This is a genomic window from Dysgonomonas gadei ATCC BAA-286, assembly GCF_000213555.1.
Classification (GTDB): Bacteria; Bacteroidota; Bacteroidia; order Bacteroidales; family Dysgonomonadaceae; genus Dysgonomonas; species Dysgonomonas gadei.
Window position 1 is genome coordinate 87,455 of record NZ_GL891987.1, and the last position, 14,820, is coordinate 102,274.

The 14,820-nt window shown below is 41.2% G+C and carries 12 protein-coding genes; 8 read left to right on the plus strand and 4 right to left on the minus strand.

Annotated features, from left to right (window positions below; all coding sequences use genetic code 11):
* Window positions 1-7: 7 nt before the first annotated feature.
* Together HMPREF9455_RS15710 and HMPREF9455_RS15715 are read right to left on the minus strand one after the other, a co-directional pair.
* On the minus strand, window positions 8-748 hold the full coding sequence (locus HMPREF9455_RS15710; RefSeq protein ID WP_006800717.1) for a copper homeostasis protein CutC: 741 nt from the start codon (window positions 746-748) through the stop codon (window positions 8-10).
* Window positions 749-801: 53 nt separating this feature from the next.
* Entirely contained in the window at window positions 802-2,628 is a 1,827-nt protein-coding gene (locus HMPREF9455_RS15715; protein WP_006800718.1) for a YgiQ family radical SAM protein, read from the minus strand.
* Window positions 2,629-2,758: 130 nt separating this feature from the next.
* Between HMPREF9455_RS15715 and HMPREF9455_RS15720 the strand changes: the two genes are divergently transcribed.
* The 4 genes from HMPREF9455_RS15720 (at window position 2,759) to uvrA (ending at window position 9,365) form a co-directional block, all read left to right on the plus strand.
* Window positions 2,759-3,484, plus strand: coding sequence for an AraC family transcriptional regulator (locus tag HMPREF9455_RS15720; RefSeq protein ID WP_006800719.1), 726 nt, complete (start codon window positions 2,759-2,761; stop codon window positions 3,482-3,484).
* Between the two features lie 87 nt (window positions 3,485-3,571).
* On the plus strand, window positions 3,572-3,967 hold the full coding sequence (locus tag HMPREF9455_RS15725) for a VOC family protein (RefSeq protein ID WP_006800720.1): 396 nt from the start codon (window positions 3,572-3,574) through the stop codon (window positions 3,965-3,967).
* A gap of 90 nt (window positions 3,968-4,057) precedes the next feature.
* The gene (gene tamL, locus HMPREF9455_RS15730) at window positions 4,058-6,358 is read left to right on the plus strand and encodes a translocation and assembly module lipoprotein TamL (protein WP_006800721.1); all 2,301 of its coding nucleotides are present in this window, start codon (window positions 4,058-4,060) and stop codon (window positions 6,356-6,358) included.
* 220 nt (window positions 6,359-6,578) lie between these two features.
* A complete protein-coding gene (gene uvrA, locus HMPREF9455_RS15735; protein WP_006800722.1) occupies window positions 6,579-9,365 on the plus strand; it encodes an excinuclease ABC subunit UvrA in 2,787 nt (928 codons plus the stop codon).
* Here uvrA and HMPREF9455_RS15740 read toward each other — a convergent pair.
* Both HMPREF9455_RS15740 and HMPREF9455_RS15745 read right to left on the minus strand, forming a co-directional pair.
* Entirely contained in the window at window positions 9,362-9,892 is a 531-nt protein-coding gene (locus HMPREF9455_RS15740; RefSeq protein ID WP_006800723.1) for a GNAT family N-acetyltransferase, read from the minus strand. The two genes, uvrA and HMPREF9455_RS15740, sit on opposite strands and share 4 nt — an antisense overlap.
* A gap of 14 nt (window positions 9,893-9,906) precedes the next feature.
* Window positions 9,907-10,698, minus strand: a complete 792-nt coding sequence (locus tag HMPREF9455_RS15745; RefSeq protein ID WP_006800724.1) for a TrmH family RNA methyltransferase — start codon at window positions 10,696-10,698, stop codon at window positions 9,907-9,909.
* A gap of 118 nt (window positions 10,699-10,816) precedes the next feature.
* Between HMPREF9455_RS15745 and HMPREF9455_RS15750 the strand changes: the two genes are divergently transcribed.
* The 4 genes from HMPREF9455_RS15750 to HMPREF9455_RS15765 all read left to right on the plus strand — a co-directional run bounded on the left by HMPREF9455_RS15750 (window position 10,817) and on the right by HMPREF9455_RS15765 (window position 14,723).
* Window positions 10,817-11,476 (plus strand): DUF5715 family protein, encoded by a 660-nt coding sequence (locus tag HMPREF9455_RS15750; protein ID WP_006800725.1) that lies wholly within the window; start codon window positions 10,817-10,819, stop codon window positions 11,474-11,476.
* 104 nt (window positions 11,477-11,580) lie between these two features.
* Window positions 11,581-12,345, plus strand: a complete 765-nt coding sequence (gene truA / locus HMPREF9455_RS15755) for a tRNA pseudouridine(38-40) synthase TruA (RefSeq protein WP_006800726.1) — start codon at window positions 11,581-11,583, stop codon at window positions 12,343-12,345.
* Window positions 12,332-13,498 (plus strand): Na+/H+ antiporter NhaA, encoded by a 1,167-nt coding sequence (gene nhaA, locus HMPREF9455_RS15760; RefSeq protein WP_006800727.1) that lies wholly within the window; start codon window positions 12,332-12,334, stop codon window positions 13,496-13,498. Before truA ends, nhaA begins: the two co-directional genes overlap by 14 nt.
* A 97-nt stretch (window positions 13,499-13,595) precedes the next feature.
* Window positions 13,596-14,723 (plus strand): Fic family protein, encoded by a 1,128-nt coding sequence (locus HMPREF9455_RS15765; RefSeq protein WP_006800728.1) that lies wholly within the window; start codon window positions 13,596-13,598, stop codon window positions 14,721-14,723.
* Window positions 14,724-14,820: the final 97 nt, after the last annotated feature.

A 14,820-nucleotide genomic window follows, 5' to 3' on the forward strand; every position in this document is an offset into this window, starting at 1 on the left:
TGGCGATTTAAATATTATTGGCATTTTCTATTGCCTGTTTAACTTTTTCGGGATCAGTCAGAAGCATGCTGTATTCTTCTTCGTTTGTAAAAAAAGGTGATTTGTATTGCATTCCTCCATTATACCTGCACCTGCTTCGGAACGAGCCGTGAAATTCTTTCAAATCGGTAGCTCTAACCAGCTCGGAAATATTGTTCTCCGTAATTCCTCCACCGGGCATAATTATTATTCTATCGTTGGCCTGACTGATTAATTTCTTTAATATTTCTTTTCCTTCCGGTGCGGATTCCATCCCGCCTGATGTAAGTATGCGGTCACACCCTAGTTCTATGATATCTTCTAACGAACTGAACAAATCGTTGCATCTGTCAAAAGCCCGATGAAAAGTAATAGTCATACGATATTTATGCGCAATTTTTACTAAATCCTGATTGCGTTCTTTATCGATACTGCCATCTGTGTTTAATATTCCGAATACAACACCGTCGCATCCTGCTTTTCCACAGTGGTGTATATCCTGTTTCATTATTTCAAATTCTAAATCGCTATATAGAAAGTCTCCCTCACGCGGACGTATGAGTACATTTAATTGAATATCAATATATTGTCTTGTTTTTTCTATCTGTGATAGGGAAGGGGTAGTCCCTCCTTCGCTCAGATTATCACATAGTTCGACTCTGATTGCTCCTCCTTTTTGTCCATTTATAGCGGATTGTGTTGAATTGGCACAAACTTCAAGTGTAATCATATAATTATATTTGAATTAAATATTTGATATTCAGGTAATTGTTGGATAAACTATTAATAAATTGATAGTTTTTTCAACAGATCCTCTCTTTTTAATTTCTTCAAAGACTTGATAATCTGAGGTCTATAATTTTTATCGTACCAGAAAAAGTATTGACGCTGAGCCAGTTTCTGCTCTTTGGTTCGTGCTGTATATACTTTTTCAAGCGTATAGGGATGATAGCCGGTATAATAAATTTCGGTGGCTACTGTCATTGGTGAAGGTGTAAAGTCCTGAACCTGTTCCAGTTTAAAGCCCAAAGGCTTTGTCTCGGAGGCTAATTCTGCCATATCTATCTCTGTACAAGCCGGATGGGATGATATAAAATAAGGGATAAGCTGCTGTTTTAATCCGTTTTCGGAATTGATCTTATCGAATATTCTTTTAAATGTATGGAACTGCGAGAAACTCGGTTTACGCATACAATTAAGTACCTTGTCCGATGTATGTTCCGGAGCCACTTTCAGTCTGCCGGATACATGGTTTAATATCAGTTCCTTTGTATACTTCTCGGATATTTTGTTTAACCGGTCATCGTCATTCCGGTGCAACAACATATCATAACGCACCCCACTGCCGATAAATGACTTCTTGATTTTGGGAAGTGCATCCACTGCTTTGTAAATATCCAAAAGGTGTGAGTGGTCTACATCGAGGTTTTTGCATATCTTCGGATGAATACACGAGGGCCGTTTGCATTTAGCGCAAATGTTTTCATCCCTGCCTTTCATTTTATACATGTTTGCCGAAGGGCCTCCCAGATCACTTAAATATCCCTTGAAATCCGGCATTTCCGTGATTTGTTTTACTTCGTTCAATATCGATTTTTTCGAACGGGAGGCAATGAATTTTCCCTGATGAGCCGAAATGGTACAAAAGGCGCATCCGCCGAAACACCCCCGGTGCATATTTACCGAGAATTTTATCATTTCAAAAGCCGGGATGGTTTTTCCTTTGTATTTCGGATGGGGCAGGCGGGTATATGGCAGATCGAACGAGGCATCTATCTCTTTCTCAGACATGGGAGGGTAGGGCGGATTGATTATTACCGCCTTTTCATCGTATATCTGTATAATGCGAGAAGCATTCATCATATTCGATTGCTCTTCTACAATGCGGAAATTACCCGCTTGTTTAAGTTTATCGGCAAGGCACTCTTCATGAGAAGCCAGATAAATATCCTTTCCATCCGGACGCTGTTTTAAAGCGTTTTTGGCGCATAGATGTGCTGTTTGTGGTATATCACTCAATTCATCGAGAGATTTGCCGTTTTTGAGCTCCGAAACTATCTTTTTCAATGGATTCTCACCCATGCCATATACCAGCAGATCCGCTTTTGAGTCGACAAGTATAGATTTATATAATTTATCATCCCAGTAATCGTAGTGCGTTACCCTGCGCAACGAGGCCTCTATCCCCCCTAATAATACAGGTACATCGGGGAAAAGCTCTTTTAGTATATTGCAATAGACAATGGAGGCTCTGTCGGGGCGCATTCCCGCCTTTCCATCAGGCGTATAAGCATCGTCGGAACGCAGTCGCTTGTTGGCCGTATAGTGGTTTATCATCGAGTCCATTGCTCCGGCTGTTACCCCGAAGAAAAGGCGGGGTTTACCCAATTTTTTGAAGTCGCGCAGATCGTCCCGCCAGTTCGGTTGCGGAACAATGGCTACCTTCAGCCCTTCGGCTTCAAGCATGCGTCCTATGACAGCCGCACCAAAAGACGGGTGGTCTATATATACGTCTCCCGAGAAAAGGATAACATCCAGTTCATCCCATCCTCTGAGTTCCACTTCTTTTTTTGTGGTCGGTTGCCAGTCGGTCAGTCGGTATTCTTTCATAATCAGCCACAAAGGTATTGCTTTTTCCAGATTTATGATTCAAATATGAGTATTCTTAACTTTTTAGTTCGTTGTTGAACATTTCCATTTATCTTTATCTCTTCCAAAATTAGTCATATAAAGCAAAGAAATGTACATTGAATATCAACCACATCCGTTTCTAAGTCAGTATATCGAAACCTACTGGTCTTCAATAGATTTTGCAGAGAAGGAGGTTTGTCGGCGTGTATTGCCTGATGGTTGCGTAGATATTATATTTTCATTTCACCGGCAGTCTCTTCCCCACATTGTGGGTACTATGACTACTTTTCTGGAAGTAGAATATCTGGGAGAGGTCAGGTTTATTGGGATTCGTTTCAAACCGGGAGGAATAACGGCTTTTATCCGTGTGCCTGTAAACGAATTTACTGATTCGCGGGTCGAACTTTTTTCTACGGAATCGGTATTTGATAAATCTTTCAGTGAAGATATTCCCTGGGAAAGGAGTACAACAGATATTATCTCTTTTGTGGATAACTATTTATTAAGCCGGCTTCCTAAACTGTCTCTGTTGGATGAAAGGGTTGATTATGCCGTATCGCTGATAAAACAAGGCAAGGGAAATATACCGATACCGCTTATTGCAGAACAGGCCTGTCTGAGTAAACGGCAATTTGAACGCAGGTTTCTGGCCGGTATAGGAATCTCTCCAAAAGCATTCAGCCGTATTATCAAATTCAAGAATACTCATCATCTTTTAAAATCGGGGGCGAATCAAAGCCTTTTTGATCTGGCGGTCGACTGCGGTTATTATGACCATGCCCATCTGATAAAAGAGTTTAAACGGCTTTCGGGTTCTTTACCTTCGGAACTTTAAGATTGTCGTTTTTTTACACAAATACTATGGTCTGTATTCTCTACTTTTGGAAGTGATTTTCAAATATATAAACTTAAATATAGAGATATGGTACTAAATGATTCTACTCCGAACCTGATGGTCAGGAATGTTCGTCAGACAGTTGATTTTTATACAACAATCCTCGGTTTCAAACTTGTTGGTGCTGTTCCCGAATCGGGAAACGATTTGGTCTTTGCAATCGTACAGTCCGGAAATGTTATGTTTATGTTTCAGGAAGAAAACAGCCTGAAAGAAGAATATCCACAGCTTGCAAAATTTCCGCAGGGTGGGGGATTAACCTTCTACATTCATGTATCCGATATTCATGGGCTGTACGAAAAACTCAATGAAAAAGTCACTATTGCAAAAGAAATGCATGAGACATTCTATGGATCTACCGATTTCGCAATTGAGGACTGTAACGGTTATATTCTGACTTTTTCTCAGGAAAATACAAAATAGGGTAGGTTTTTCTTAAATAATAGCCCAAGAAATTCGTTTTATCAAGAGTTAACAAAAACATTGTATATTTGTAAAACGTTAATATTCTTGATGAGAAAACTTGCACTTATATCTTTTGTCTTTATCCTGACGGCATGTAATACTACCAAGAACATACCGGAAGGGCGCTATCTGTTGGATAGTTATCAGATCAAGCATGATACTAAAAATGCTACGGCCGATTTGGAAGATTTCGTTCGTCAGCAGCCTAACACGAGTCTTCCTCTGCTTGGAAAAGTCCGTCTGGGTATATATAATATGGCCGGACAGGATACAAGTAAGTGGATAAACCGTACTATACAAAAGCTGGGACAAGCGCCGGTCTTGTATAGTGCATCGCAGACAATCATGTCGCAAAATCAGTTGAAGAAGCAACTGAATAACCAGGGCTATCTGAATGCTGAAGCCGATACTACCCTGAAAGTGAAAGGGAAGAAAATGTCTGTTACCTATAATCTGAAAGGCGGTATTCCATATCGTGTACGTAACTATACGCACCAGATAGGCGATACGACTATGGCCCGTATTATGGGAAAGATACCTATCGAGCCATTACTCAAAAAAGGTGATATGTTCGACATGGGCATGTTGGAAGAAGAACGCTTGCGGATAAATACCATTATGCGTAATGTAGGCTATTCTACTTTCTCCAAAGAGTATGTATATTTCCGGGCCGATACTACACTTAATTCGCATGAAGTGGATTTGTATCTCGATATTTATCCGAATAAGGATAGTTTGCCTTATCCCCGATATAAACTGAATAATATTACGATTATTTCAGGGGTCAATTCTGTTGATAATGTATCAGGTTCCGGAGGGCAGATAAATACTAACCGATGGTTTTACAGGAATGCAGATACAACGGATTATTATGGGACTAAGATAATACGTGGCAGAAATAAGTTCCTGCGAAATTCTGCCGTGTTGCGTAATAATTATCTGAAGAAAGGGGCATATTATTCCGATTACAATATAACCCGTACATACGAGGCCTACACGAATATGGAGGCTATTAAGCAGGTAAATATTACTACCCAGCCTTCGCGCGAAGACAGTACACACCTGCTGGACGCCACAATCATACTGCTTCCCGCCAATGCTCACTGGTTTAAGGCCGGGCTTGATGGGACCAATACCGCCGGAGATATAGGTATTGCTCCAAGTATTTCATACCAACATCAGAACTTATTTAACGGATCGGAACAATTGAGTATCAAACTAAAAGGTGCTTATGAGTTCATCGCCGGAGACAAAAGCGGGGATGTGATGAACAGCAACTTCTATGAGTACGGAATAGAGACAGGGCTTACCTTTCCTCAGTTTCTTTTCCCCTGGTTGAAGAAAAGCTGGAGGGAATTACCATCTTCCAGTACACGCTTTACTGTGGGATTGAATAATCAGCATAGGCAGGAATATACCCGTCAGTTTTTTAACTTAGGCGTAAATTATAGTTGGAATACATATAAAAACAGACTGCGTCACGGTCTGGACTTACTCGATGTAAACTATATCCGTATGCCATGGGTGTCAGATTATTTCCAGAAGAATTACCTTGACTCTACTAATAATGTCTTGTTGAGAGAGAGTTATAGCGACAAGCTGGTGGCACGTACCGCCTATACGGTTACGTTGGTCAACGGACGCCGATTTACGGGGCTGTATCCCACCTATTCATTGCGGATGTCGATAGAAGTCGCGGGAGCTTTACCACGTCTGGCAACAACAATAGGCGGGGCAAAAGAGAATGAATTCGGAGAAAAGATGATATTAGGCGTGGCATATGCGGAATATGTGAAAGGAAGCGTCGATTATGCCCATACCTTCTATTTCTCTAAGAAACATTCTGTAGCTTATCACTTGGGACTGGGACTTGCGCAGCCTTACGGTAATTCCGGGATTCTGCCTTTCGAACGGCGTTTTTTCTCGGGAGGAGCCAACAGTGTAAGGGGTTGGAGTACCCGTTCTCTGGGTCCCGGATCATATAAACGCCAGGGAAACAGTGACTTTGTAAACCAGGCCGGAGATATGAAGCTCGAACTTAGTATCGAAAACAGGATGAAGATAACCGATCTTTTCGAATTTGCCCAATTCATCGATGCCGGAAATATATGGACATTAATCGACTATGAGGAGCAGCCGGGAGGACAATTCAAATTCAAATCGTTCTATAAAGAAATAGGCCTGTCTTATGGGATCGGTTTACGAATGGATTTAAGTTTCCTGCTTCTTCGTTTCGATGCGGGGATGAAAGCCTATGACCCGGGGAGGGACCAGTCGGATCGTTTTATTCTTTTCAAGCCAAGGCTGAATAATATGGCATGGCACTTTGGGATAGGATATCCATTCTGATTTGTAGTAAACAGTCTTTAGTTAATATCTTGTATTTTATTACTCTCTTTGAATAGAAACATAAATTTTCAAAGAGATGATAGCTGTCTGTGCATAGATAGTTTATAAAGAAATTATATTTATTTCTGAGAATTTCGGATATTTTAGATTCCTTTAAATTAGCCAACTAAGATAATGCGCTTATTTTTTCGTAATTTTGTATCCATTTTTTGAAGAGATTATGTCAGAAGAGAAAAATATATTTATAAAAGGTGCACGGGTAAACAATCTGAAAAACATTGATGTAGAGATTCCCCGAAATAAATTTGTGGTAATTACAGGACTATCCGGTTCGGGTAAGTCTTCGCTTGCATTTGATACGCTCTATGCAGAAGGCCAACGCCGCTATGTGGAAAGTTTATCGTCGTATGCCCGTCAGTTCCTAGGCCGTATGAATAAGCCGGAAAGCGATTATATCAAAGGCATTCCGCCGGCTATTGCTATCGAGCAACGGGTAAGCGCTCGTAACCCGCGTTCCACAGTAGGTACCTCGACAGAGATATATGAATATTTGCGGTTGCTTTTTGCCCGTATAGGGAAGACTATTTCTCCCGTATCGGGGCAGGAGGTGAAGAAGCATCAGGTGAGCGATATTGTAGAAAAGATGCAATCATATCCGGAGGAAACGCGTCTAGCCATTCTGACTAAAATAATTCTCCGCGACGGTAGGTCTTTGAATGAACAACTCGAAATTTTACAGAAGGAAGGCTTCTCAAGAGTAGAGATAGCCGGTAAATTCGAACGGATTGAGGATGTTCTGGCATCCAAGACCAAATATAAAGCGGACGAATTGCTTCTGCTTATCGACCGCCTTACCTGCGATAAAGACGCGGCCAATATCAGCCGTTTCTCAGAATCCATAGAAACCGCTTTCTTCGAAGGAGAGGGTGATTGTGTGATCCGTTTCTATATAGGGGATAAAGTTGAGAGTTTCGACTTTTCGAGACATTTCGAGGCCGATGGCATTCAGTTTGAAGAACCGTCCGACCTGATGTTCAGTTTCAACAGCCCGGTAGGAGCCTGTCCCGTTTGTGAAGGCTTTGGCCGTGTGATGGGGATAGATGAAGACCTTGTGGTTCCCAATAAAAGCCTGTCGGTATATGAAGACGCCGTAGTCTGCTGGAAAGGAGAGAAAATGAGCGAATGGAAGATGGAGTTTATCCATGCCGCCTCTAAGCATAATTTCCCTGTTCACCGTCCTTATTTCGAATTATCGGATAGCGAACGTGATTTGCTCTGGCATGGTGCGAGAGGCTTGCACGGCATAGACGATTTCTTCAAAATGGTGGAAGAAAACCAGTATAAGATACAATACCGTGTAATGCTTGCCCGTTACCGGGGAAAAACGACTTGTCCGGCTTGCAAAGGTTCGCGGCTTAAACCTCAGGCATTGTACGTAAAAGTAGGCGGTAAAACCATTGCCGACCTCGTATTGATGCCTATATCCGAACTGAAAGTATTTTTCGATTCCCTTGATTTGAATGAAACAGATGCAGCTATCGCTAAGCGTCTGTTAACCGATATAAATATCCGTATCCTGTATCTTATGAATGTCGGGTTGGGATATCTTACTTTAAATCGTTTGTCGAATTCCCTCTCTGGAGGAGAGAGCCAGCGTATAAACCTGGCTACATCGCTGGGAAGCAGTCTTGTGGGGTCGCTCTATATATTGGATGAACCGAGTATCGGATTACACTCTCGTGATACCGATTTATTGATCAATGTCTTGCAGGAATTGAAAGCTATTGGTAATACTGTGGTTGTGGTAGAGCATGACGAAGAGATAATACGTGCCGCTGACTATATTATCGACATAGGTCCTAAAGCCGGACGATTAGGCGGTGAGATCGTATATCAGGGAGATGTGGCCGGCCTGCAGAAGCATACCGAAAGTTATACTGTCCGCTATCTGAATGGAGAAGAAAAGATAGATGTTCCCAAAGTAAGGCGCAAATGGAATAACTTCATAGAGATAAAAGGCGCACGGCAAAATAATCTGAAAAATATCGACGTGAAGTTCCCGCTAAATGTGATGACCGTGGTAACAGGTGTCAGCGGTTCCGGTAAATCATCATTGGTATGTGATGTTTTCTATACTGCCTTGGAGCGCCATTATAAAGGAAAGGGAGACCAGATAGTGCAATACAATGGACTGGAAGGTGACCTGAAGCTGATAAAGGATATAGAAATGGTAGATCAGAATGCCATTGGGCGTTCGTCTCGTTCCAATCCTGTGACCTATATAAAGGCTTATGATGAGATTCGCAAGTTATTTGCAGAGCAACCTCTGGCAAAACAATTGCATTTTACTCCGGCTTTCTTCTCCTTCAATGTAGAAGGCGGAAGATGTGAAGAATGTGCAGGAGAAGGTAAGATACTGGTAGAGATGCAGTTTATGGCCGATGTACTGCTCGAATGTGAGGTATGCAAAGGAAGACGTTTCAAGCAGGATGTTTTGGATGTACAATACAGAGGTGCAAGTATCCACGATGTGTTGGAAATGACAATAGATCAGGCTATCGAGTTCTTTGAAGAAGGAAAAGGCAACACGGAAAAGAAAATAGTAAAACGCTTGAAACCATTGCAGGATGTAGGTCTGGGATACGTAAAATTGGGACAGTCGTCATCATCTTTATCAGGAGGAGAAAACCAACGTGTAAAACTGGCGTTCCACCTTGTGGACGAGAAGCCTGAGCCTACTCTCTTTATATTCGATGAACCTACTACGGGATTGCATTTCCACGATATAAAAACCCTGTTGAAAGCGTTCGATTCTCTGATAAAAAGGGGACATACCATTGTTATCATCGAGCATAACATGGATGTTATCAAATGTGCCGATCATATTATCGATATAGGCCCCGAAGGGGGAAAAGAAGGCGGCTATGTGGTCTGTGAAGGTACTCCTGAGAAGATTGCCAAATGTGAGAAGTCGTATACTGGGAAGTTTTTAAAAGAGAAACTTTAAACACTTTCCAATAACAATTCATATAATCTGAACCATTTCAGATGTTCATATCCCAGTTGTAAATCGACCGTGGCTATATATGTATAGCCCAGTTTTTCATATAATGATATGGCTGCTGTATTGTTAACAGAGACATCCAACCGGATTGATCTCATTTTCAGCCGAATTGCATATTCCTTTGCAAAAGTCATAAGCTTAAACGCCACACCTTTTTGCATAAAATGCGGATGCACTACAAGAGTGTGTACTACAAATACATCTTTGTAATCCGCAGATACATTCCAGTCCGCTTCTTTATAGGCGGTTTCCTGCTTATGGTTCAGAATAATGCTGCCGGCTATCCTGCCGGCGGTTTTTAAAACAAACAGGCTCTCGTCTTCAATACCTTCAAGTGCTGTTTGCCGTATAGGGTAAATATGTTTGATCCAACCGGGATAATTAATGTTCGATTCCAGATAATCATTCAGATCATTGTATAGGTCTTCCAGTTCATCTATGTCGTTTATTGTCCCTTTTTCTATAATCATGCGCCTCTTCAACTTTAAAACCCACGTTGCCTCATGGCCTCAAAGGTGAGAACGGCAGTGGAAACGGAGACATTCAGCGAATCTATTTTTCCCCGCATCGGTATTTTTATCCTTGCGTCCGCGTTGGTGAGCCAGAAATCAGTCAGTCCGTCCGCTTCCGTACCCATTACTATCGCTGATGGAATAGAAAAATCCGTATCCTGATACCATTGCGAAGCCTGCAATTCGGCGGCAAACGATTTTATCTTCTTATGCCGGAGGAAATCCAACGCATCCCGTGATGAACATACAGCCGTTTTCACGGTGAAAAGGCAGCCTACACTGGAACGTATAGCATTGGGATTGTACAGGTCGGTGGCCGGGTCGCAGATGATGACGGCATCAGCCTGCGCCGCGTCGGCCGTGCGGAGTATTGCCCCCAGGTTACCGGGTTTTTCTACCGCTTCAAGTATGATGATAAATGGGTTTTCAGATAGTTGCAGATCTTTTAAAGTATGGTTTTTCGGTACGGCAAGAGTCAGTAGTCCGTCCGAACCTTCACGGTATGCAATTTTTTCGAACACTGCCTCCGATACTTCAAACAGTTTGTTTTCACCGATAGAATCGAGAACATCCGGATAATCTGTCTTCCGGAATAATTCCGGGCAGACATATACCGAATTTATCTCATAATCAGCCGTCATGGCTAGGCTCAGTTCCCTTGCTCCTTCTATCAGGAAGAGATTTTGTTCCTTGCGCTCTTTGTTTTTGGCGAGTTTTGTGATATTCTTTATTCTTGGGTTTTGCAGGCTGGTTATTTTTTCCATTTGTTTTTTACATCCTTTTCATTTTTAACCGGGTTGCCATAAAAGGCAAAGACAAAAATAACAACTAAGGCGGTTATTTTGTACCTTTGTGCCGGAAAAATCAAAATTAAGGAGATTTATGAGATATATGTGGATACTTTCAATCGGTATTCTATCTATGATAAGTTGTAGTTCGAAAGGGCAAAGCGACGAGGAGAAGCCAGCGGCCGAAGTAAGGAAATATAGTCGCTTTAACGGGAATTACAATAAAACGTTTGCCGATTTGCAGGATGTCCAGATTGAAGCCGCCATCGCAAACGGGGTAGGCCCCCTGGTTTCCAGAGCGGATACAGCCTTGTATGAAGGACAATTGGTACGCATACCGAACGAACTGGATATATACAAGGTGGATAAGCTGAAACACTCGATGCCTTTCCTTGTACCGAAAGCGGCTACCCTGCTGTCGGATATCTGCCTTAATTTCAGGGATTCGCTTATCAGCAAAAAAATGGTCTTATATAAGCCGATTGTTACCAGTATTACACGGACGGATGATGATGTAAAAGGGCTCTCAAGACGTAACAGGAATACGAGCGACAACTCGACACACCGCTATGCCACGACATTCGATATCGCCTGGACACGCTTCGAGAAGGTAAATCCATCAGATCCGCGTACTCTCGACGATGGCAGGCTAAAAGCTGTACTGGGGCAAGTCCTCCACGACCTGCGGCAACGTGACAGATGTTATGTGAAGCACGAAAGAAAACAGTCTTGTTTTCATATAACGGTAAGATAAAATCAATTAGAAAATTTGCCAATTAGCATATTAGCAAATGTTTAAAATCAAAATCCTTACAATTTGCTAATTTTCGAATCTGCTAATTCGCTAATTAATGAATAATGAAACGTTACTTCATATATTTATCATACAACGGGGAAAAGTATTGTGGATGGCAGATACAGCCTAATGGCGTATCGGTACAGGAAACAATAGAAAAAGCGTTGTCCACCTTGCTGCGTATGCCGGTATCTATTGTGGGTGCCGGGCGTACCGATGCGGGTGTACATGCCCGTATGATGACAGCGCATTTCGACAGCGAACAGGAAATTACGGATCTGTTATTGCTGGCAAATAAGCTGAACAGCCTGTTACCAAAAGATATTGCCATACAAAAAATAATAGAAGTAAAGCCGGATGCCCATGCCCGTTTCGATGCTGAATCGAGGCTGTACAGATATTATATTACAACCGATAAAGATCCCTTTCTGCATCATCTGAAATATAAGATATACGGAAATCCGGATATAGAAATAATGAATGCCTGCGCAAAGGTATTATTCGATTACGAGGATTTTACCAGCTTCAGCAAGTTGCATACCGATGTGAAAACGAATAACTGCACGATTATGCTTGCCCGGTGGGAACAGGCCGGGAACGATTATATATTCACCATCAAGGCGAACCGTTTTTTGCGTAATATGGTACGTTCCATCGTGGGAACACTGCTTGAAGCCGGACGGGGAAAGATAACCACAGATGATTTCCGGCGCATTATTGAAGCTAAAGACAGGTGTAAAGCCGGGACTTCTGTTCCGGGACATGCCCTCTTTCTGGAAGAAATAGAATATAATAACGATATATTTAACAACGATGAGGATATCTAACCTTTTAAGTGGCAGAACACTGCGTAGATTTATGGAAAGTGAGAAGTCGGGAGGACTTACTCTCATCGTATGCACATTAATATCGATACTGCTCGCCAACTCCAGTATTGGGGGAGGTTATCGTGGTATATGGGATTTTCATGCAGGTAGCCATACTGTCGCAGAATGGATAAACGACGGATTAATGGCTGTTTTCTTCCTTTTGGTAGGATTGGAACTTATTCAGGAAATTTATGAAGGTGAGTTGTCGAATATAAAAAGGGCCATGCTGCCTATTTCGGGAGCATTGGGAGGGATGTTGATCCCCGCAGCAATATATATGTCCTTCAACTTCGGAACCGATACACACGCCGGATTTGGGATACCTATGGCAACGGATATTGCTTTTGCTCTTGGCGTACTGTCTTTGCTTGGCAACCGCGTACCTGTTTCGCTGAAAGTATTTCTTACCGCTCTGGCGGTTATCGACGATTTGGGGGCTATCATTGTTATCGCCATATTTTACACTACGTCACTGGCATGGGTGTACCTGATTATCGCATTGGGTATGTTTGTATTATTGCTCACCCTGAATAAGAAATTCAAAGTAACCAATCTTATCCCTTATCTTATAGGCGGTGCCATTATGTGGTACTGTATGCTTCATTCGGGTGTGCATGCGACTATTGCTGGGGTATTGCTCGCCATAACAATCCCGTTCAGGAGAGGGGATGCGAAATGCCTGTCCAACAGGATGCAGCATGCTTTGCATTATCCGGTCGCATTCTTCGTATTACCGGTATTTGCTTTAGCAAATACAGCTATGGTAATAGAGGGTAACTGGGACCAGTCGGTTGGAGAGCCGTTCGCAATGGGTATTCTCCTAGGCCTGATTGTCGGTAAACCTTTAGGTATAACGTTATTCAGCTTTATCTCGGTGAAAACAGGCTTATGCGCACTTCCCAGAGGTGTGAACTGGAAAGCATTGCTCGGAGCAGGTATGCTGGGAGGTATAGGATTCACTATGTCTATATTTATTACTTTACTGGCATTCAAAGGAAATGTGCATTATATCAATGAGTCGAAATTGATGATATTATTGGCGTCTCTGGCATCGGGAATTATTGGTTATGCATGGTTGAGTAATGTGCTGAAGAAAGAAAATTCAAAATAAGCTGAAACAGATAAAAAATATCTGTAACTTCACAAACAATAAAAGTCTCAAAAGGTAATTGTATTAACAACCCTTTAAAGCTAATTAATAATAGAAAATGGGCTACATTATTCCAATACTACCGCTAGCTATCGAACTTGAGACAAAAGCCGTTCTCAAGCAATTAAATGCAGCTAACAGAAAACTTGCTGAATTAAAGGGTGTTGCATTGACAATTCCAAATGAGAATATTCTTATCAATACACTTTCTTTGCAAGAGGCAAAAGACAGTTCGGCAGTAGAAAATATTGTTACAACTAACGATGAGCTCTTTAGAGGAGAGTTGGATATAGAAAGGAAAGCATATATGGTATCAGCCGCAACCAAAGAGGTTTTAAATTATGCTCATGCCTTGAAGTCAGGATTTATTTTAGTAAGGGAAAGCAGATTATTAACTAATTCTCATATAAAACATATTCAGGAACTATTAGAGGAAAATAAGGCAGGTTTCCGTTCTGCTCCCGGGACTACACTTAAAAACCAATTTAACGAAATAATATATACTCCACCACAAGACAGGAATCAAATTGAGGAATATATGAAGAATCTGGAGGCATATATTAACGATGACACATTATCTGATGTAGATCCTCTTATCAAAATGGCAGTTATTCACCATCAGTTTGAGAGTATTCACCCATTTTATGATGGGAATGGTCGCACGGGTCGTATTATCAATATCTTGTATTTGGTAATAAAAGGTATGTTAGATTTGCCAATACTCTATTTAAGTCGTTATTTTATCCGTAATAAAGCAGAATATTATACTTTGTTACAAAGAGTAAGAGACAATAATCTGTGGGAAGAATGGATACTATATGTTCTGAAGGGTATTGAGCAAACGGCTACACAAACTATAGAGTTAGTGAAAGGTATCTCATTGCTGATGATACAATATAAACAAGATATGAGGCCATTGTTAGGGAAAGCATATAATCATGAACTTTTGAATAATTTGTTTAACCACCCATATACCAAAATTGAATTTGTTGTTAGAGATTTAAATGTTACCCGAATCACAGCAACGGGTTATTTAAACAAATTAGTAAAAGCTAAATTACTGACTAAAGTCAGATTAGGAAAATATAATTATTATCTAAACATGCCATTGATAGATTTGCTAATGAGTGTTAGTGGAGAGTTACCATATCGACAAACCGAACAGGTAGAATCAGTAAATAATTAAACAAAACTATACATGTAAACAATGACATATATAGAAAACCGCTAAAATCTATACATGTTAATTTGATATGTATAAGAATCGATCAAATTCTTTACAT

Excerpts from the sequence above, each read along its gene's own strand:
- HMPREF9455_RS15740 (WP_006800723.1), bottom strand. The coding sequence starts at position 9,892 with ATGATTATAGAAAAAGGGACAATAAACGACATAGATGAACTGGAAGAC.
- truA (WP_006800726.1), top strand. The coding sequence starts at position 11,581 with ATGAAACGTTACTTCATATATTTATCATACAACGGGGAAAAGTATTGT.
- HMPREF9455_RS15750 (WP_006800725.1), top strand. The coding sequence starts at position 10,817 with ATGAGATATATGTGGATACTTTCAATCGGTATTCTATCTATGATAAGT.
- HMPREF9455_RS15745 (WP_006800724.1), bottom strand. The coding sequence starts at position 10,698 with ATGGAAAAAATAACCAGCCTGCAAAACCCAAGAATAAAGAATATCACA.
- HMPREF9455_RS15715 (WP_006800718.1), bottom strand. The coding sequence starts at position 2,628 with ATGAAAGAATACCGACTGACCGACTGGCAACCGACCACAAAAAAAGAA.
- HMPREF9455_RS15710 (WP_006800717.1), bottom strand. The coding sequence starts at position 748 with ATGATTACACTTGAAGTTTGTGCCAATTCAACACAATCCGCTATAAAT.
- uvrA (WP_006800722.1), top strand. The coding sequence starts at position 6,579 with ATGTCAGAAGAGAAAAATATATTTATAAAAGGTGCACGGGTAAACAAT.
- tamL (WP_006800721.1), top strand. The coding sequence starts at position 4,058 with ATGAGAAAACTTGCACTTATATCTTTTGTCTTTATCCTGACGGCATGT.
- HMPREF9455_RS15720 (WP_006800719.1), top strand. The coding sequence starts at position 2,759 with ATGTACATTGAATATCAACCACATCCGTTTCTAAGTCAGTATATCGAA.
- nhaA (WP_006800727.1), top strand. The coding sequence starts at position 12,332 with ATGAGGATATCTAACCTTTTAAGTGGCAGAACACTGCGTAGATTTATG.
- HMPREF9455_RS15765 (WP_006800728.1), top strand. The coding sequence starts at position 13,596 with ATGGGCTACATTATTCCAATACTACCGCTAGCTATCGAACTTGAGACA.
- HMPREF9455_RS15725 (WP_006800720.1), top strand. The coding sequence starts at position 3,572 with ATGGTACTAAATGATTCTACTCCGAACCTGATGGTCAGGAATGTTCGT.